General features: G+C 51.2%; 19 protein-coding genes and 1 pseudogene. 9 read left to right on the forward strand and 11 right to left on the reverse strand.

Going from position 1 to position 18,901, the window contains the following annotated elements; genetic code table 11:
• Both HMPREF2907_RS09165 and HMPREF2907_RS12685 read left to right on the forward strand, forming a co-directional pair.
• Window positions 1-229 (forward strand): annotated as a pseudogene (locus HMPREF2907_RS09165) (hypothetical protein); the annotation flags it as partial.
• 66 nt (window positions 230-295) lie between these two features.
• Window positions 296-604: a hypothetical protein gene (locus tag HMPREF2907_RS12685; RefSeq protein ID WP_141754437.1), complete on the forward strand. Its 309-nt coding sequence runs from the start codon at window positions 296-298 to the stop codon at window positions 602-604.
• On the opposite strand, the gene HMPREF2907_RS09170 is transcribed toward HMPREF2907_RS12685, so the two are convergent.
• The 8 genes from HMPREF2907_RS09170 to HMPREF2907_RS09205 form a co-directional block, all read right to left on the reverse strand.
• Window positions 554-1,447, reverse strand: a complete 894-nt coding sequence (locus HMPREF2907_RS09170) for a zeta toxin family protein (protein ID WP_070682401.1) — start codon at window positions 1,445-1,447, stop codon at window positions 554-556. The genes HMPREF2907_RS12685 and HMPREF2907_RS09170 overlap by 51 nt on opposite strands.
• Before the next feature lie 12 nt (window positions 1,448-1,459).
• Window positions 1,460-1,675 (reverse strand): hypothetical protein, encoded by a 216-nt coding sequence (locus HMPREF2907_RS09175; protein ID WP_239650765.1) that lies wholly within the window; start codon window positions 1,673-1,675, stop codon window positions 1,460-1,462.
• 3 nt (window positions 1,676-1,678) lie between these two features.
• Window positions 1,679-2,311 carry a recombinase family protein gene (locus tag HMPREF2907_RS09180; RefSeq protein WP_070682405.1) on the reverse strand — a complete coding sequence of 211 codons (633 nt, stop codon included), beginning with the start codon at window positions 2,309-2,311 and terminating at the stop codon, window positions 1,679-1,681.
• Window positions 2,312-2,319: 8 nt separating this feature from the next.
• The gene (locus HMPREF2907_RS09185) at window positions 2,320-2,994 is read right to left on the reverse strand and encodes a Fic family protein (RefSeq protein WP_070682408.1); all 675 of its coding nucleotides are present in this window, start codon (window positions 2,992-2,994) and stop codon (window positions 2,320-2,322) included.
• Window positions 2,995-3,208: 214 nt separating this feature from the next.
• A complete protein-coding gene (locus tag HMPREF2907_RS09190; protein ID WP_239650734.1) occupies window positions 3,209-4,135 on the reverse strand; it encodes a relaxase/mobilization nuclease domain-containing protein in 927 nt (308 codons plus the stop codon).
• Window positions 4,136-4,284: 149 nt separating this feature from the next.
• Window positions 4,285-4,836: a plasmid mobilization relaxosome protein MobC gene (gene mobC / locus HMPREF2907_RS09195; RefSeq protein WP_070682413.1), complete on the reverse strand. Its 552-nt coding sequence runs from the start codon at window positions 4,834-4,836 to the stop codon at window positions 4,285-4,287.
• A gap of 82 nt (window positions 4,837-4,918) precedes the next feature.
• The gene (locus tag HMPREF2907_RS09200) at window positions 4,919-6,112 is read right to left on the reverse strand and encodes an amino acid aminotransferase (protein ID WP_070682416.1); all 1,194 of its coding nucleotides are present in this window, start codon (window positions 6,110-6,112) and stop codon (window positions 4,919-4,921) included.
• 104 nt (window positions 6,113-6,216) lie between these two features.
• Window positions 6,217-6,627 carry a YqaA family protein gene (locus HMPREF2907_RS09205; protein ID WP_060975330.1) on the reverse strand — a complete coding sequence of 137 codons (411 nt, stop codon included), beginning with the start codon at window positions 6,625-6,627 and terminating at the stop codon, window positions 6,217-6,219.
• A gap of 251 nt (window positions 6,628-6,878) precedes the next feature.
• On the opposite strand from HMPREF2907_RS09205, the gene HMPREF2907_RS09210 reads away from it, so the two are divergent.
• The 4 genes from HMPREF2907_RS09210 to HMPREF2907_RS09225 all read left to right on the forward strand — a co-directional run bounded on the left by HMPREF2907_RS09210 (window position 6,879) and on the right by HMPREF2907_RS09225 (window position 10,028).
• The gene (locus HMPREF2907_RS09210; protein ID WP_070682419.1) at window positions 6,879-8,102 is read left to right on the forward strand and encodes a sugar MFS transporter; all 1,224 of its coding nucleotides are present in this window, start codon (window positions 6,879-6,881) and stop codon (window positions 8,100-8,102) included.
• 197 nt (window positions 8,103-8,299) lie between these two features.
• Window positions 8,300-8,524, forward strand: a complete 225-nt coding sequence (locus tag HMPREF2907_RS09215) for a hypothetical protein (protein WP_070682422.1) — start codon at window positions 8,300-8,302, stop codon at window positions 8,522-8,524.
• Between the two features lie 2 nt (window positions 8,525-8,526).
• Complete coding sequence (locus HMPREF2907_RS09220; protein WP_070682425.1) at window positions 8,527-9,204, forward strand: TauD/TfdA family dioxygenase; 678 nt, start codon at window positions 8,527-8,529, stop codon at window positions 9,202-9,204.
• A gap of 23 nt (window positions 9,205-9,227) precedes the next feature.
• A complete protein-coding gene (locus tag HMPREF2907_RS09225; protein ID WP_009312546.1) occupies window positions 9,228-10,028 on the forward strand; it encodes a sulfite exporter TauE/SafE family protein in 801 nt (266 codons plus the stop codon).
• Between the two features lie 98 nt (window positions 10,029-10,126).
• Here the strand turns inward: HMPREF2907_RS09225 and wrbA are convergent, their stop codons facing one another.
• Window positions 10,127-10,729: an NAD(P)H:quinone oxidoreductase gene (wrbA, locus tag HMPREF2907_RS09230; protein ID WP_070497903.1), complete on the reverse strand. Its 603-nt coding sequence runs from the start codon at window positions 10,727-10,729 to the stop codon at window positions 10,127-10,129.
• A 139-nt stretch (window positions 10,730-10,868) separates the two neighbouring features.
• Here wrbA and HMPREF2907_RS09235 point away from each other — a divergent pair, with 139 nt between their 5' ends.
• The 3 genes from HMPREF2907_RS09235 to HMPREF2907_RS09245 all read left to right on the forward strand — a co-directional run bounded on the left by HMPREF2907_RS09235 (window position 10,869) and on the right by HMPREF2907_RS09245 (window position 14,647).
• Window positions 10,869-12,110, forward strand: coding sequence for a YihY family inner membrane protein (locus HMPREF2907_RS09235; protein ID WP_070682428.1), 1,242 nt, complete (start codon window positions 10,869-10,871; stop codon window positions 12,108-12,110).
• Between the two features lie 149 nt (window positions 12,111-12,259).
• A complete protein-coding gene (locus tag HMPREF2907_RS09240) occupies window positions 12,260-12,787 on the forward strand; it encodes a hypothetical protein (RefSeq protein WP_070682571.1) in 528 nt (175 codons plus the stop codon).
• 84 nt (window positions 12,788-12,871) lie between these two features.
• Window positions 12,872-14,647, forward strand: coding sequence for an extracellular solute-binding protein (locus HMPREF2907_RS09245; protein WP_070682431.1), 1,776 nt, complete (start codon window positions 12,872-12,874; stop codon window positions 14,645-14,647).
• A gap of 845 nt (window positions 14,648-15,492) precedes the next feature.
• Here the strand turns inward: HMPREF2907_RS09245 and HMPREF2907_RS09250 are convergent.
• Entirely contained in the window at window positions 15,493-16,308 is an 816-nt protein-coding gene (locus tag HMPREF2907_RS09250; RefSeq protein ID WP_070682433.1) for an alpha/beta hydrolase, read from the reverse strand.
• A 380-nt stretch (window positions 16,309-16,688) separates the two neighbouring features.
• Window positions 16,689-18,797 (reverse strand): TonB-dependent siderophore receptor, encoded by a 2,109-nt coding sequence (locus HMPREF2907_RS09255; protein WP_070682434.1) that lies wholly within the window; start codon window positions 18,795-18,797, stop codon window positions 16,689-16,691.
• Between the last annotated feature and the right edge of the window lie 104 nt (window positions 18,798-18,901).

The following is an 18,901-nucleotide window of genomic DNA, read 5'->3' on the forward strand; positions in this document are numbered from 1 at the left end:
AGGTAAAATTCCCGCTGAAACGGAGCTGGATACCGAAGCCCTAATTAAGTTTTTGATGTTGGATAATGTTTCTGAAATTGAAGTGAGCATTAGAAAAGGTTGCATAAGGGCAACACATTTTATAGGCTCAGATAAAAAATTTATCTATGATACAGGGGTTGACGATGAAAATATTCAATGGAAATTGAATATTTTAAGGCTAATTACCCGCATACATGGTGGACGGTAGAGCAGATTATTTACAATGACTAAGATATAGAGGTCGTCTGAAACAGCAATTTCAGACGACCTCTATATGCCGAAGGAAACTGAACGGAAAAAACGCCCGCCGCAGCCCCGTTACCGCCTCTCTAAGATTCGGCAGAAACGTCCCTACGCCCCCAAGAGAAAAACAGACTTAGGCAACTTTTCCGGCACCTTCGGCAGCCTGCAAAATTGCCACGCCTATTTTTCTCTTGCCCCCTACGGCGGGCTTTTTTATTATAGGATCGGTTTGTTGATGAGCATACCGTCATGGATGAAAAGAGAGCTGATGATGGGCGGAGGAGAGGGTTCAGCGGTCTATTTCAATATCCGCGTCCTGCTCTGGGTGTTTGTCCAATGACTGAAGCTGACTGCTGTACAGATTGATTTTAGCCTGTATTTGGTCGGCAGGCGGTAGGTTGGTAATTAGTTTTTCCGCCCCGGCGACCACCTGTTTTTGAAAATCGGAAAGTAGGTGCGAACGTTGTTCCATGTCGGCTTCCAGTGATTTCAGACGACGTGTATTGCGGTGCAGTTCGTGATCGATGGCGGCACTCGGCATCTGTCCTTGATGGATTCGGCTGTCAAAAATCAGTCCTTCGCGGGAATACACTTTGAAAACATTTGCCTTATCTGACAGAAATACGGTATCGGCATTCTTGGGCAGTAGTCCTACGACTAAATCATGATGTTCTTTTGGTGTTGCCCTTGGGGTTTCGCCTGCCTTTTCCATTACCCGATAGCGTTCCAAGGTACTTTGCCAGCTTATTTCCGACGGGGCGGTTTGGATATGGACGGCGGTTTCGTAGCCGTGTTTGTGCATATCGTCCAGCGTTTTCATCGGCGTTTCATCAGTGCGGAATGTACCTTCTACGATGAGGTTGTAACCTTCAGACAATGCTCTTTCGATGACCTGCTCTGTCATTCGTCCCGAAAACTCTGCCGTGTACTTGGGCGCGTCTTTGCCGTATTGTGCTTGGATTGCGTCAAAGTCGGGATGGTAGCGGCGGAACTCGTCGCCATTGGCAACCAGTACATTGCCTTCCAATTCCATATTGATTTTTCGGATCAGATCGGATTTGCCTGCGCCCGGCTGACCGCCCAGGACAAAACCCTTCGGCGCGCTTTCGGGTTTGATCTGATGTTCATCCATCAGGTCGTCCCATATGTTTTCGAATGCTTCTTTTTCCCGTTCGGTACTCATCGATTTTTCCTATCATGCAGAGTATTTCTGATAAATCTGATTGCATTCGGCAACTGTTTTGTCAAAATCAATATCTTTTGGATTGGAGGCATAGAGTTCCCGCCTTAGTGCGACGAGTTTGTGTTGTTCTTCAGTCCTTCCTTCGCTACGCGGGCGGTTGCGTGCAATCATCGCCAAAAGGGAGGCGACCCGTTCGATCAAAGCGTCTTTTTCCATTAATGTAGCCATTGCTTATTTCTTTTCTGATTCTGAAGTTTGGGATATTTTGTGTTTACGCATTACCAGTTTTACCAGCGATACGCTGCATCCGGCGAGTTTTGCAGTTTCCTGTAAGGTGTGGTTCGGGCGGAGGGTAATAATGCGTCCGTGTATTTCCGTATCCGCCTGTCTGCCTTTGTAATGCCCGTTCTTCTTGGCTTCGGCTATGCCTGCCATCTGCCGCCGCCTGCGCTGTTCATAGTCGTCCCGCGCCGTCTGCATGGCGATTTTAAGCAGGATGGCCTGTACGCCGTCCAAAACGATTTTGGCGATTTCGGAATCGGTTTGGATTTGGCTCAGGTCGATAATGCCGGGAATGGACAGAATCGCGCCTTTTTCCCGGATGCGCCCGACCAGTTTTTCCGCTTCTGCCAAAGGAAGGCGGCTGATGCGGTCTATATGTTCGGCGATGATTACGTCGCCTTCTTGCAAGTCTGCAATCAGTTGGTTCAACACAGGTCGGTCGGCACGGATGCCGGAAGCCTTTTCTTTATAGACCCCCGCAATGTAGTAACCTTCAGCCTTGGCTTGTTCGATTAGGGTGTTTTGCCGCTCGAGATTTTGTTCTTCGGTGCTGACACGTTGGTAAATTCTCGCTGCTTTCATTGTCGGCCTCAGTAGTCGATACCGAAAATACAGTTTTGATACAGGAAGGCGGCCACATCGGAATCATCGCCGGAGCGGTAGAAAGCTGAAAGTTTTTCGTTGAACTCAGGCATTTGCAGTTCGGAAATTTCCAAAATACCGCAGCCTTTTTCTATTAACAGCGCGTTGGCAAACAGCGTGGCCGTTCGTTTATTGCCGTCCCAAAAAATTTGCTGCCGCATAAAGGCCAACATGGAGCGGATGGCAGTTTCGGTGGTCGAACGGCTTCGGTTCGCAATTTGACCGAACAGGTTCTGCACTTCAACTTCCGATATGGCGGGCGGGGTATGGCGCGATCCGTCAACTAGGGTAACGCCGACTGTGCCGGTACGAAAATCTCCGGGAGCCAATGAATCTTCCTGGGCAGCGATACTGTTGATTTTTCTTAGCAGTGAAATGTCAACGGGAAAGCCGTCTGAAATATGGCGTATCACATATTGATAGGCGCGTTTCAGGTTTAGGATGGTTTGAATATCGCCCAAAGAGGCAGAGGCAACGTTTTGGCCGTTGAGAATCTGTTCGGTCTGCAACAAAGTTGTCTGACAGTTTTCAAACCGGCTTAGATTGTGGATTTGGACGACCAATACTTTTTTGGCCAAAAAGATATTTTCTTTCAGGCTGAGATTATATTTGTCGGGAAACACTGTTGCTCCTTATACGAGACAAGATGGGTAATTTGAGTATGCTCTAATTGACCAATATTAAATAATAGGGCAATTTGAAATAATATGGACTCAAATTGTCCATTCTGTTTGCCCAACGGGCAACATGATTTGCACAGTTTGACTCATCAAAAAAACAAAAAAGCCCTACGGCCGTACAGATGTCTGTATGACCGTAGGGCTTTTGCTTTATCGTTTAACGAAAGGGGTCGTTGTCTTGTTCAGCATTTGATTGCTTGAAAGAGCGGGTTTCGTGTTGCATTTGAGGTCTGACTTTTTGGTCGTATTCCTGTTGAGCTTTGGTGCTTAGAGGCTGTCCGACCATATCCTTAGCCAGTTTACTGATAAACCGGGCTTCATTTTTGTGTCCCATCTTATACAGTTCTTTGGCGATTAGACCGTATTCGGCCAATATGTAACCGCATGTCTGCATGACTTTCTGAATGTGGGGATGTGTTGGCCGTTCCAAGTTTTTGATGGCTTGGTTCAATTCTTTCAGCCGCTGCTTTTCAATTCGGGGCATTGCGCCGCGTTGTTTCATCGACCATACTATACCGTTTTCGGCTTTGACGGTTTTTCCCCTGTGCTGTCGTTTGGTGGCGGCGCACTCTACGCCTTCCTCATGGAGTTTTTCGGCAAAACGGACGCGCCATTCAAAAAGATCGTTTTTGCGCGGATTGAGACGTTGGCCGTAGGTGTTGTGCATCAGAACGCACAGGTGGACGTGTGGATACTCGGGTTCATCTTCCTTTTCGGATTCGTGGTGCAGGGCGAAGACGTATTGATGGTCGGCAAACTGTTCGGCGGCGAAATTGCGGGCGGCATTCAAGACGGCCTGCGGCGGTGTTCCGGCAGGCATGGACAGGACAATATTGAGGGCTTCGCGGTGTTTGCCGTTTTCGGGTATGTTGAGTTTTTTCCAGTCATCCAATTGCGATTTGACGGCTTTCTTTCCATTTAACTTTTCGCCGGAATGATTTTCGACAGTAGTTTTACCATTTCGGGAAATATAGTCCAAATGGTTGCGTATACCCTGCATTCCGTTGGAGTTGCGACTCAGGCGTTTGGAGATTTTAACTATGACTTCGGGGTGTTTTTTTGCGGCGGCCGTCAGGTTGGCCAAACCGCTGCCGGATTTGAGTGGGATGCGGGTATTTCCCTAGTGTTTGGATTTTAGGGATGGGAAGACCGGTATCTTTGGCTCGGACGGAACGGGTTTTGTAGCCCAAGAACCAGTCGTCTATTTTGCGGTGCAGGGACACGGTTTTGCTCCTATTCGGACAGGCGTTTTCGGTTGGTACGCAGTACGTCGCCGACCCTTTGGGTGTGCTGTTTGATGTATTGGGACAGGGCTTTGATCTGCTCGGACGTGAGGGATGCGCCTTCGCCCCTATTGAGCTGTCGGGCGATTTGGTTGAGGTTGCGGCCTATACTTAAAAGCTGGTAGTTTGACTGGAAAAGCACTTTGACTTCGGCCGCCGTCAGCAGGGGATGTTTGCGGACGTGCGACTGGACTATATCGCGTATGATGTCGTTCACGCTGCTTTTGTGCTTTTCGGCGGCGGCTTCGAGGTAGGCACGGTCTTTTTCTGGAAGGCGGACTGTAATGCGCCTGCTGCCTGTGGGCGGTGGAAGTCTGACCAGTTCGGGTTCTTCCAGTGCAACCAACCGAGCTTTGAGCGTATTTTTTGCAAGCAGCGATACACGGGGTTTTCCGTATTCCTTACAGGCAATTTCGCGTAAAGCTGCCAATTCGCCTTCGGTTAAACCGAATACGCGCAGGGCAAGGCGTTTGTCGTCGGTTTCAATTGTGTCCTTACTCATCTGTCTGTCCTAATACCAAAAGGTCGTCTGAAAACCTGAAGCCTAGGTTTTCAGACGACCTTTTGGTATTGCCTGATGCGGATTACAACACTTTTACAATGCTTTCGCACAGGTAGTCGATGTTGTCATCGGTAATACCGGCGACGTTAATGCGGCCGGAGCGCACGGCGTAGATGGCGAACTCGTTTTTCAGGCGGTCGACTTGTTCGGGCGTGAGGCCGCTGAAGGAGAACATGCCGTTTTGTTCGATGATGAAATCGAAGTCTTGAGTCGCGCCTTTGGCTTTGAGCAGCTCGACGAATTTTTGGCGCATGGCTTTGATGCGGTCGCGCATTTCGTCGAGTTCGGCAATCCATTGTGCTTTCAAATCCGCGTCTTTCAACACTAAGGCGATGGTGTTCGCGCCGTGGGAGGCGGGGTTGGAGTAGAGGGTGCGGATGATGGTTTTGACTTGGCTGTGGGCGCGGGCGGCGGTGGCTTCGTCTTCTGCGACTAAGGTGAATGCGCCGACGCGTTCGTTATACATGCCGAAGTTTTTGGAATAGGAGCTGGCGATGAGCAATTCTTTGTTGTATTTCAGGAAGGTGCGCAAGCCGTATGCGTCTTCTTCGAGACCGTTTCCGAAGCCTTGGTAGGCGAAGTCAAACAGGGGCAGCCAGCCTTTTTCGGCGGAGAGTTTGGCGAGGGTTTCCCATTGTTCGGGCGTGGGGTCGATACCGGTGGGGTTGTGGCAGCAGCCGTGCAAGAGGACGATGTCGCCTTTTTGCGCTTGGCTCAGGTCTTCAATCATGCCGTCCCAGTCTAGGCCGTGTTTGGCGGCGTCGTAGTAGCGGTAGGGCTTGTCTTGGATGCCGACGGCTTTGAAGATGGCGTTGTGGTTGGGCCATGTGGGGTTGGAAATCCAGACGGTTTGTGCGTTCAACTGGCGTTTGGCGAACTCGGCGGCAATACGCAACGCGCCTGTGCCGCCAAGGCTTTGGGCGGTTTTGGCGCGGCGGCTGGCGACGATTTCGTGGTCTGCACCGAAAAGAAGGATTTGGGTTTGCTCGTTGTAGTCGGCAACGCCGTCGATGGTGAGGTAGTTTTTGGTGGTTTCGCTCTCGAGCAGGCGTTTTTCGGCTTCTTTGACGGCTTTGACGATGGGAGTCGCGCCGGATGCGTCTTTATAAACGCCGATGCCGAGGTTGACTTTTTCGGGACGGGTTTCGGCTTTAAATGCTTCGCCCAAGCCTAAGATGGGGTCTGCGGGGGCGGCTTCGATGTGCTTGAAGAACATGGTTTCTCGCTTTGCAAAAAATGAAGGGACGGGATATTTCCTTTGGGATTTTACGCTGTTTCAGGTCGTCTGAAAATGAATGCGGCAGGTTTTGCGCAAATGGTTTACATCATACCTTTGATGCCGGCGAGGATGATGCCGTAGCGCAGGATTTTTCCGGTCAGGAGCATGAGTGCGGAGGTGTAGGGGTTGAGCCTGAGCCAGCCTGCGGCAATGGGCAGCGCATCGCCGATAACGGGCAGCCAGGCGAACAAAAGGGGCAGGGTGCCCCAGCGTTGGAGCAGGCGCAGGGTTTTTTCAGACGACCTTTTCTTGGACGGAATCAGCCGCCCCATCCAATAGGAAACCATGCTGCCTAAGCCGTTTGCCAGTCCGGCGCACAACCACGCGCCGTATGCCTGTTCGGGATAGGTGTAGATAAACGCGGCGAAGGCGGCTTCGGACGTGCCGGGCAGGATGGTGGCGGAGGTAAAGGCGGAGGCGGCGAGTCCGAGATAGGCGTAAATGAGGGGCATGGCGGATAAGTTTGCGTCAGGTTAAAGGTCGTCTGAAATAAGATTTTAAGTCGTTTGCGGGTAGGTTAATTGTAAAATTCAGACGGATTCTGTCTATAAAAATGCGTTATCGGACGGAATCTTGCTGAAACTCTATGTAGTCGGCGCATTTCCAGTGTTTGCAAGAATGGCAAAAGCCAGTATGATTCGGCCCGTTATTAACGGATATTAACTGTTTGTACGGTCAATTCCAATAAATCGAAAGGCAAATCATGTCTACGCCATCACAGCAAAACCATAATCCCGCGCTGGTCGTCCTGACCACGCTCTTCTTCATGATGGGTTTCATCACCTGCATGAACGACATCTTGATTCCGCATCTGAAAGAAATTTTCGAGCTGACTTATGTCCAGGCGATGCTAATTCAATTCTGTTTTTTTACCGCCTATGCCATCATGTCGATTCCGATGGGGCATCTCGTCGGTAAAATCGGCTATAAAAACGGCGTCATCGGCGGCTTTTTGCTGACCGCCGTCGGATGTCTGCTGTTTTATCCCGCTGCGGGCAGCCACTCCTACGCTACCTTCTTGGGCGCGCTCTTCATTCTTGCTTCAGGCGTAACCCTGTTGCAGGTTGCGGGCAACCCGTATGTAACCCTGCTGGCGAAACCGGGCAAAGAATCCGCTACGCTGACTTTGGTGCAAGCGTTCAACTCACTGGGTACGACCATCGCCCCGCAAATCGGCGCGTTCCTGATTCTGGCAGATGCAACGCAGACCGCCAGCAAAGCCGAACAGATTTCCTCCGTTCAAATCCCTTACTTGGGTTTGGCAGGTCTGTTGATTATCCTCGCCGTCTTCGTGAAAATGATCCGTCTGCCTGACGCGCGCAAAATCGCCGAAGAAGAAAGCGAACACAACCACGACGGCAAAAGCAGCGTGTGGCAATACAAACACCTCGTTTTCGGTGCGGCAGGTATTTTCTGCTACGTCGGTGCCGAAGTATCCATCGGCTCGCTGATGGTTAACGTCTTGGGTTTCTTGAAAGGGATGGATCACGCTTCTGCCGCCCAATACCTGTCGTTCTATTGGGGCGGCGCGATGGTCGGACGCTTCCTTGGCTCGGCAGTCATGGCGAAAATCGCGCCCAACCGCTACCTTGCCTTCAACGCCACTATCGCCGTTGTCCTGCTCATCATCGCCATGATGACCGGTAAAGGCAATGCCGACGTCGCCATGTGGTCGCTGCTTGCCATCGGCTTCTTCAACTCCATCATGTTCCCGACCATCTTCTCGCTGGCGACCAAAAACCTCGGTAAATTCACCAATGCTGCTTCAGGCGTACTCTGTACTGCCATTGTCGGCGGTGCGATTGTTCCGGTCGTACAAGGTTGGGCTGTCGATACTTACAGCCTGATGTCGTCTTTTGTCGTATCAGCCGTGTGCTACCTCTACATCGTCTTCTTTGCCCTCAAAGGTTATAAAGCCGACGAGTAAGCATGGTTTGAACAAAAGGTCGTCTGAAAACTTGGAAATCAGGTTTTCAGACGACCTTTTTGCAGAAGAAACTAATTGAATCAGTTAACTGATTTGTGTCTTATTTTTACAAAAATAAATAGTGTTGACGAAATAGCTAATGATAATTAATCTAACAATAATATTTTAAGTAATTATTAGCTTATAAAGGATGAAATATGAATACAAATTCAGAGCTTTATTTAAAAGCAATTCAACGTATGAATGAATTACGTTTTTTGGGAGAGTATCATGAAGATAGGGAGGTTTTAGATAATAATGGGTTTGTTGTTTCCAAATTAAAAATTGATTCAAATCTACCTCTGACTCCGATCCAAACTGGTTTTATGAAAAATTCAGAGATACCTGAATCAGTTATAAATTTATTAGGATATGTTTGTTAGGTATGTATCCAGTCGTCTATCAGGGAGAAAATGATGGTCGTCTAATCAGACATGTTGTTCCTAGGGTAGGTTTGGAAACTCAGATCAGTTTTTATGGTTCTTCTCTGGACTTCTATCCTCATGTAGATAACCCTGATTTAAGATTACGTGGAGAGGATGGTTTCCGAAGCCCAGTACCTGACACATTGAGTTTATTGTGTTTGAGACAACAAGATAATGTTGCGACTAGTATTTTAAAATTAGATGATATTTTGGATGATTTATCAGAGGAAGATATTAAACTTTTAGAAGAAGCCGAGTTTACAGTGAATAGACCTGCATCTTTCGACAAACAAGAATCTATAGATAAATTACCTTTATTACGTAAAGGGAATGATGGCTTGTATGTTTCAAGATTTGATTATCATAATGTTAGTGCAGGCAATCCTAAATATAATTCAGTATTAGAAAAATTTAAAAGGGTAAGTCTAGATCCTAAAAAGTGGGTATCATTGCATCTTAAGCCTGGACAGGTTGTTACCTTTGATAACCAAAGAACGATGCATACAAGAAACGGGTTTAAACCCAAATTTGATGGCAATGACCGATGGTTGCTAAGGGTATTCGGGTTATTTGAGAAATGTCTTGATGAGTATTTCTTAGATGCTTCGTGTAAACATCACCTGCATACAAAAATTTAAATTTAATCAAGAGGAAACAAACTATGGAGCAACTGTTTATTCCCGGCAGTATCATTGCCGATTATTTTTATCTCGGTCTTTTCCTGCTGGTTGCCGCGTCTTTGATTGCGGGCTATGTCGATGCTATTGCGGGCGGAGCCGGGCTGATTTTGATTCCCGCGTTTTTGATGGTCGGCTTGCCGCCGCAGGTCGCGTTGGCACAGGAAAAATTGGTGAGTACCATCGGTACGGTGGCTGCGATTAAAAACTTTATGAAAAGCAGTTCGATTGTATGGCGCATTGTGCCGGTCGGCATCGTTGCGGCTTTAATCGGGGCGTTCGTCGGTGCGAAAGTCATCCTGATTCTGCCTGTGGAAACCATCAATTACATCATTCTTGCGTTTTTACCCATAGGCTTGCTGGCAACTTTGTTCAAAGGCGTTTTGCTGAAAAAAGACGATGGACGCGGCGAGATAAAAAAATCTGCCGTCGCCGTCTTTTTAACTTGTCTGATTGTTGGTTTTTATGACGGTTTTTTCGGACCGGGCACGGGCAGCATTTTCATCATCGCTTTGTTTGTCATTAACAAATTGTCGTTGTTGCAGGCTTCGGCTACTTCCAAGATTTTCAATTTTGCTTCCAATATCGGGGCATTCGTCGCTTTCTTGATAGCGGGGAAAATGGCGTTCCTAATCGGAATCCCGATGATTTTGGCGAATTTGTTGGGCAACCATTTCGGCAGCCTCCATGCTATTAATTCAGACGGGGAAATCATCCGTAAGGTTTTGGTCGTAACGGTTTTGCTGATTATTGCTTCGATGGCATATAAGGCTTTTTCGGCTTGACGGGCAGATGTTGGTAAAAGGTCGTCTGAAAACTTGGAAATCAGGTTTTCAGACGACCTTTTTAGCTTTTGGCAGATTGGATTTCTAAACTGCCCGCTTTAAGCCAACTTGACGGCAAGTTCTGCCAGCCGTTTGCCTTGTGCGAAGGCGATGTCGTTTTCTTCGGCGGTCAGGACGGGTTTGCTGTCGTGTCCGGCGACGTGGGATGCGCCGTAGGGGGTGCCGCCGCTTTGGGTGTTGCCGAGGGCGGATTCGGTGTAGGGGATGCCGCTGATGATCATGCCGTGGTGTAGGAGGGGGAGCATCATGGTGAGGAGGGTGGTTTCTTGTCCGCCGTGTTGGGAGGAGGTGCTGGTGAAGACGGTGGCGGGTTTGCCGGCGAGTTCTGCGCCGAGCCACAGGGGGATGGTGCCGTCGATGAAGTATTTCATGGCGGCCGCCATGTTGCCGAAGCGGGTGGGGCTGCCTAGGGCGAGGGCGGCGCAGGTTTTGAGGTCTTCGGCGGTGGCGTAGGGGGCGCCGCTGTCGGGGATGTCTTTTTCGACGGCTTCGCAGACGGTGGAGACTTTGGGGACGGTGCGCAATACGGCTTCGCAGCCTGCGACGCTTTCGATGCCGCGTGCGATTTGGCGGGCGAGGTTGAGGGTGCTGCCGTTTTGGGAGTAGTAGAGGACGAGGATTTTGAGGGGATTTGGGTTCATTTGGGTATTCCGTTATAATGGCGGGTTTGCGGGAAGGCCGGGCTTCGGGGGAAGTGTTTGTCCTGAGCAGGATATGAATCGGTTTTCCGGCAAAATTTTTTATTATTGCTGTTTTTATTTTTAATTTTTGGGAAAGATTATGCTGTTTTTGAAATGGTGGCAAGGTTTGTCGGGCAGTAAGCTCTTTGCGTTTGCACGATTCGTCGTCCGGCGTTTCGATGAGGAGCGCGTGCCGCAGGCGGCGTCGAGTATGACCTTTACGACGCTTCTGGCTTTGGTGCCGGTATTGACGGTGATGGTGGCGGTCGCTTCGATTTTTCCTGTGTTCGACCGCTGGTCGGATTCTTTCGTCTCGTTTGTGAACCAGACCATCGTGCCGCAGGGTGCCGAGATGGTTTTCGATTATATCAATGATTTTCGCGATCAGGCGGGGAAATTGACGGCGATCGGCAGTGTGATGCTCATGGTTACGTCGTTGATGCTGATTCGGACGATAGACAATACCTTCAACCGGATTTGGCGGGTCAATACGCAGCGGCCTTGGATGATGCAGTTTTTGGTGTATTGGGCGTTGCTGACTTTCGGGCCGTTGTCTTTGGGTGTAGGCATTTCCTTTATGGTCGGCTCGTTTCAAGGTTCCGCGCTGGCTTCGTTTGTGCCCCAATGGATGGGGGGAGTGCTGCAAACCTTAGGCACGCTGTTTTTCGCAACGCTTTTGCTGTGGTGTCTGTACCGATTCGTACCCAACCGTTTTGTGCCCGGGCGCCATGCTTTCATAGGGGCTTTGATTACCGCGTTTTGCTTGGAGACGGCTCGTTTCCTGTTTGCCTGGTATATGGGCAATTTCGACGGCTACCGCTCGATTTACGGAGCGTTTGCCGCCGTGCCGTTTTTCTTGGCGTGGCTGAATTTGCTCTGGACGCTGCTGTTGGGCGGCGCAGTGCTGACTTCGTCGCTGTCTTATTGGCAGGGAGAGGCGTTTCGTAGGGATTTGGATTCGAGCAGGCGGTTTGATGATGTGCTGAAAATATTGATTCTCTTAAATGATGCGCAAGAAGAAGGTAGGGCGCTGACTGTCCAGGAGTTTAGAGAATACATCAATATGGGTTACGATAAATTGGGAGAACTTCTGGAAAAGCTTGCGCAAAGCGGCTATATCTACAACGGCCGTCAGGGCTGGGTATTGAAGACGGGGGCAGATTCGATTGAGTTGGGCGAGCTCTTCAAGCTCTTCGTTTACCGCCGTTCGACAGACCGGCGTGATGAAATAAGCCGTACCTTCGGTGCGGTCATGAGGCCCTGTTTGAAGAATCTGGACATGACGCTGGCTGAATTCGCTTCATATACGGGAAGTGCGAGAAAGCGTAAACGCTCTTATTGATACCGGCAAAAGGTCGTCTGAAAGCGGTTTCAGACGACCTTTTCTTATTGCCTGACAGATGGTTTCGAAAATTATATTTGACAAATTTTTTTAAAAAAAAAATATTATATTTGTCCTGCTTTATAATTCTATTTTATGGAGAAATCGGTATGAAACGTTTGATTTTGGCGGTTTGCGCTACTGTTTTATTGGCATCGTGCGGGAAAAGTACCGACGATTATGTAGGTTATTGGCGTCAGCAAGACATCAATAGAGAGAATATTGTCGAGATTAAAAAGGAAAACGGCAATTATTTTCTCACCGACATCAGTTTCTTAACGGGCAAACCTCAGGCGACTGTCTTAGTCGAACGGGACGGTAAGTTAGGCATCAGTACATTATTCGGTGAAATGCCGATCAACCTTTCAGATGATCGAAAAGAGATGTATGTTGACAAAAGTCGTTATAAAAAGATTGATGCGGGGATGAAAGATAAAATCGCAGCCCATCAAGAAGAGTGTAAAAAACTCAGCCAACGTTATCGGGATGCGGAAGGTAAATTGCCTAAATTCGGCTTTGGCAAATATGCAGAAGAGCGAAAAGCCGCCGTCGAACTGGCGGACAAATTCAGAGCAGAATTTTCTGTTTTGGAAAAAGACATTAAGTGTAATGGCAAACCTTATTTGCCAAAACCATAATTAAGCAAAAGGTCGTCTGAAAACGGTTTTCAGACGACCTTTTGCTATAATCGGGCTTCATCGTCCCGTTTGGTTTGGAACCTTATGAAAACCCTCGTCCCCCTCTTGCTTTCCTTCTCCTCTGCCACCGCTTTTGCCGCATACGGTTTGGGTTTGGGGCAGGAGCCGAAATATCCCGCCAAATTTCGCGCCTACGAATACGTCAATCCCGACGCGCCAAAAGGCGGCGTGTTTTCCCTGCCGATACAGGGCGGTTTTGATACGTTCAACCCGTTCACCCTCAAAGGCGACAAAGAAGTCGGCGTCCTCATGCTGACCGTGGACAAGCTTACGGACAACAGTTGGGACGAACCTTTCTCCATGTACGGACTGCTGGCAGAAGACTTCTGGCTTGCCGAAGACGGACTGTCGGTAACATTCAAGCTCAACCCGAAAGCCAAATTCCACAACGGCGATCCCGTCCTTGCCAAAGACGTCGCCGCTTCCTTCCGCCTGCTTACCCAAGACAAAGCCGCCAATCCCTCCTACCGCATCTACTGGAGCGATGTTGCCAAAGTCGAAACGCCCGACGACAGGACAGTCGTTTTCCGCTTCAAACAGCGCAACGCCGAATTACACATGGTCTTGGGGCAACTGCCTGTCTTTTCGCATAAAAGCTATCCCGAAGGGCTGGAAAAAGGTGCAAACAAAATGCCCATCGGCTCCGGCCCCTACCGCTTCGTCAAAGCAGACATCGGACGCATGAGCGAATACGCGCGCGACAAAAACTACTGGGCGCAAAACCTCCCGACCCGCAAAGGCAGATATAACTTCGACACCGTCCGCTTCAAATATTTCAAAGACAACAGCGTCCGCCTCGAAGGCCTCAAAGCCGGACAATACGACTTCGTTTACGAAAATGTCGCCCGAAACTGGGCGCGGGCTTATCCCGGCGAAATGCTCGCCAAACGCGGCTTGGGAAAACACGAATGGGTGCAGAAAAGCAACGCCGGCATGCAGGGCTTCGTTATGAATATGCGCCGCGTCCCGTTCGACAACATCCTCGTGCGGCAGGCGATGGTCGAGAGCTTCGATTTTGAAAGCGTCAACGCGCGTATTTTTTACGGCGCATACCGCCGCAGCAACAGCTTCTTCACCAACAGCGAGATGGCGGCGACAGGCAAACCGCAAGGCGCGGAACTGAAACTGATCCAGTCCCTCGGCAACACCCTCGACCCCGCCGTCCTGAACCGACCCGTCCCCGAACCGCCCCAAACCGACCCGAAAACAGGCATACGCCCCAACCTGCTCAAAGCCCGCGCACTCTTGGAAAAAGCAGGCTACCGCTATAAAAACGGCAAACTGACCGACAGCCAAGGAAAACCCCTGACCTTCGAGTTCCTGACCGCCTCCAAAACCTACGAACGCATTACCGCCAAATGGCAGCGCGACCTCGCCAAAATCGGCGTAACCATGAACATCCGCGTTACCGATCCCGCCTTATACCAAAGGCGTCTCAATGATTTCGACTTCGACATGACCATTACCGTCTATGCCAACAGCGAAAGCCCCGGCAACGAACAATACGATTATTTCGGCTGCGAAGCCGCCAAAATTCCCGGCAGTCAAAACCTCGCCGGCGTGTGCCGCCCCGAAGTCGAAAAGCTGCTCAAACATTTCGGCAGCTTCACCAACCGCGAAGAGCTGAAAACCACCTCCCGGGCATTAGACCGCACCATCCGCCACCAATACATCATCGTCCCCGCCTGGTACGCCGACCGCTACCGCGTCGTTTACCGCAACAACCTCGGAATCCCGCAACAACTGCCGAAATATTACGACCCGATAACGTTCCCGCTGAGTAGCGGGTGGTGGAAATAGGAGGGGCGGATAAAAGGTCGTCTGAAAGCCTCGAGATTTAGGTTTCAGACGACCTTGTTTTTATCTGCAACCTGCCTCTCTCCCGTCCGGCGGGAGAGGGCTGGGGAGAGGGTGGCTCTACGGGGGGTACGAATACGAATTTGCTTTTACCTAAAACCGTAAAGCCACCCCCATCCTAACCTTCCCCCGCCGGACGGGGGAAGGGACAGGTTGTCGTTGCTGCAATGAGTAGTGTGGGCTTTACCCAAGAAATGAGTAACCACTCGGCTGTTGTCTGATTTGGATTTTTAGATAGCAGGTTTCGTGGGTGCAGCCCACGCTACTTGAGTTATCCCAAGCTTGCATTGATTGAATGAAAGGTCGTCTGAAAACGAACGTGAACGGGTTTCCCTAACACCCAAATCCCAAAGTTTTCAGACGACCTCTTTTTTACCTGCAACCCGCCCCCTCTCCCGTCCGGTGGGAGAGGGCTGGGGAGAGGGCGGTTCTACGGGTTGTACGAATTTGATTTAATCCACTATAAACCCAAAAGGCCACCCCCATCCTAACCTTCCCCCGCCGGACGGGGGAAGGGACAGGTTGCCGTTGTGGCAACGAGTAGCGTGGGCTTTGTCCACGAGATGAATGCCGAAATGGATGCCCATTTGGCGGTTGTCTGATTTGGATTTTTAGATAGCAGATTTCGTGGGCGCAGCCCACGCTACGGGTTGGATTTCCAATTTAATTGAATAAAACCTACGTTGATCGCATAAAAAATTGAATCAAGGTCGTCTGAAAATCCCTACCCGCCACCACTCAAGCCGTATTCCTGTTTGTTGGGCATACGGCTTTTCGTTTCTGCCGGTTTATTTCTTCTGCCACGCTTGGCGGAGGTATTCGATGTGGTCGGGGAGGGCGTAGAAGGGGGTGTTGCCGTGGTTGGCGTTGGGGTATAGGGTGAATTGTGCGTCTGCGCCGAGGTGTTGGAGGGTGCCGGCAAGCAGTTTGGCTTGGGCGACCATTTCCCTGCCGATTTGTTCGGGGCGGTTGCTGCGGCCTTCGTGTTCACCGACGCTGATGCGGACGGCGGTGTCGGCGGGGAGGGCGGACGGGAGGAAGTCGAGGACGCGGCGGTTGTGCCACCAGATGGAGGGGGAGGCGAGCAGGTTGTGTTTGAAGCGGTCGGGGGCGGTGAAGAGGGAATAGAGTCCGAACAATGCGCCGAAGGAGTGTCCGAACAGGGCTTGTTCTTTGGGGTTGACGGGGTATTTGGCGGCAAGGGTCGGGGCGAGTTCGTGGTCGAGGAAGGCGGCGAAGCGGTCGGCTTGTCCGTACTGGCGGCGGTCTGGTTCAGTGGCGGTTTCGGGCAGGGGCGGGGTGTAGTCGAGGGCGCGTTGGGTCAGGTCGCGGACTTCGCCGTTGGGATAGCCGATGCTGACGATGAGGCAGGCGGCGCGGCTTCGGGTCATGGGGTTGATGAGCAGGGATTGCGCCATGCTGAGGGCGGCGGGAAAGAAGGCGTCGCCGTCGAGGATATGGAGGACGGGATAGCCTTGCGGGGGCGGGTCGCCGATGGCGGCGGTTTGGATGCGGTAGCTGCGGCCGGTGTGCTCGGAGCGGATGTGGGTTTCTTCGGCTTGCAGCAGGCGGGCGGCTTGCCAGTGTGTGGTGCGTGAGGTCATGGCGGGGTTGTCGGTTGTGTTGGTGGGGTGTGTTGTGTGTGTTATCGGGTTGGCGGATGTTTCAGACGACCTTTGGGCTATATCTGCTGTTTTTTCTATAGTGGATTAACTTTAAACCGGTACGGCGTTGCCTCGCCTTAGCTCAAAGAGAACGATTCTCTAAGGTGCTGAAGCACCAAGTGAATCGGTTCCGTACTATCTGTACTGTCTGCGGCTTCGTCGCCTTGTCCTGATTTAAATTTAATCCACTATAGTTGAATACATGGACATAAATGATAAAACCGGACAGGTGGTGTTCCCTGCCTGTCCGGTCTGTTTCCGTAATGTGTTGGTCTTCTGGTTTTTGGCGGTGATTTGTTTTCCTTTTGCTTTTCCCGTTTTTAGAAGTCGTAGCGGAGGTTTGCCATCAGGCTACGCTCCGAGCCGGGAATGTTGAAGGTGTTTGCGCTGCCGACGCGGGCGTAGTAGTGGCGGTTGAAGATGTTGTCGGCGTTGATTTGCAGCTTCAGCTTAGGCGTGAAGCGGTATGCCGCCATGGCGTCGAATGTGGCGTAGCCGCCCGCGCGCAGCCCTGCCGCCGAGGAGATGCTGCTCATCGCGTTCACGCCGCCGCCGATGGTCAGCTTGGGCGTTACTTCGTAAGTCGTCCACAGGTTTGCGCTGTGTTTGGGCATCAGCAGGAAGATGCCGTCGTCGCGCGAGTTGGCGGCGGTTTTGATTTGGCTGTGCAGATAGCTGTAACCTGCGTGGATTTGCCATTTCGGTGTAATCGCGCCGCTGATTTCGGTCTCAACGCCTTCCATCACGCGTTTGCCCAAGGCGGCGTAACGGGTGTTGCGGTTGTTCGGGTTCAGCGGTGCGGCGGCGTTTTTGTCTTTCAGGCGGTAGAGGGAGACGCGGGTGTTCAGGCGGTCGTCCATGTAGCTGCCTTTGTAGCCGACTTCAAACTGGTTGCCTTCGCGCGCTTTAAGCAGGTTGCCGTCGGTGCCGAGGCTGGTTTGCGGTGTGTAAAGTTGGGAGAAGCTGGCGTAGAGGCTGTTGTTGTCGTTCAAGTCGTAAACTGCGCCTGCGTAGCCGGTGAACTTGGTTTTGCTGGCTTTGTGCAACTCGTCGCCGTCGCCCGCTTCGATTTTGTAGTGTCCCAAACGCCAGCCGCCGATGAGCGACAGCCTGTCGACCGGATGGAAGACGGATTTGCCGTAAACGCCGAATTCGTCAAGGTTTTCGGTAGCGACGGTATGGCTGTAACCGCGTGCGCCGGCACGGGCGTTCTGCATCAGGTTGACATAGGGAACGGAGTGGAAATCGCCCAAGGCAACATTACGCGCAACGGCGGCACGGCCTTGCTCGTTGGTGCTGCGCAAGCGGTTGTAGTCCGCACCGACGACGAGTTCGTTGGCGGTGTTGCCCAAGGCAAACGGACGGCTGTAACTTGCGTCAACCGCGAAGGCTTTTTGTTTGATTTCCGTGCCTAAACCGGTAACGTTTGCCTTATTGTCGGCAGAAAGTTTGTTGGCGGCGAAGGTGTAGTTGGAGTCGGCATCGCGGTCGGAATAGCGCATACCGATTTTGCCGTAGCCGCCGTCGTCGAAATAATGTTTCAAATCGGCGAACACGTCATGGCTGTTCATTTTAAATTTGTTCCAATCCGCGCCAACGAAAGTGTGGTTGGGTAGGGACAGCAAATTGCCGCTGCTGCCGACGGGCAGACCGTTGTACGGCGCGAGGTGGCGTTGTTGGTAGAGATAGCCTACGCCCAAAGTCGTGTCGGGGTTGATGTCCCAATCCGCCGCTGCATAGAAGGTTTCGTGGTGGTTGTTTTTCTCGGCAGGACGGGGAGACGCGCCCGAAGTCTGCGCCATCACACGGCCGCGAACGCTGCCGTCGGCGTTCAGAGGACCTGAAACGTCGGCTTCGGCTTTATATTGTTTGTGCGTACCGAACCCTGCTGCCGCATGGCCCTGGAACTCTTTGGTCGGGCGTTTGCGCACCAAATTCACAATGCCGCCCATCTCGCCGCTGCTGTCGAACAATCCGCTCGGGCCGCGCATCACTTCGACGCGGTCGAAGGCGAACAGGTTGGGCAGCGTGCCGTTGATACTCTGCATTTGCGCAGGCAGGCCGTCGATATTGTATTCGCTGTATTCGTAGCCGCGCGCGTAAACCGACGAGCGTCCGTCGTCATTGCTCAACACGCGCAGACCCGGCGTTTTGCGCGCCAACTGGTCAAAGGTATCGACGTTGCGGTCTTTTACCTGCTGGTTGGTGATGATGCTGACGGATTGCGGAATCTCGCGTAAAGACGCGGGGATTTTTGTGCCGACGGTGGCGGCAAACGAGCTGTAATCGCCGTTTTTCTCGGTGGCAATCGCGTTATACGAACGCTGCCCCTGAACATGGACAGTATCCAGCTCGGCCGTTTCGGCGGCAAATACAGTGGAAGATAAAGCGGCCACAACGGCTGCAGCGGTCAGATTGGGTCGGAACATCAATTTCTCCGGTCTTTTACAAATGAGAATTGTTGTATTTTATATTTTTGATGGCTGACATTGTGGAAAAAAACTATCGTTTTCCCGACAATCTTTTGTGAATA

Source organism: Neisseria sp. HMSC055H02 (assembly GCF_001813335.1).
Taxonomy (GTDB): Bacteria; Pseudomonadota; Gammaproteobacteria; order Burkholderiales; family Neisseriaceae; genus Neisseria; species Neisseria sicca_C.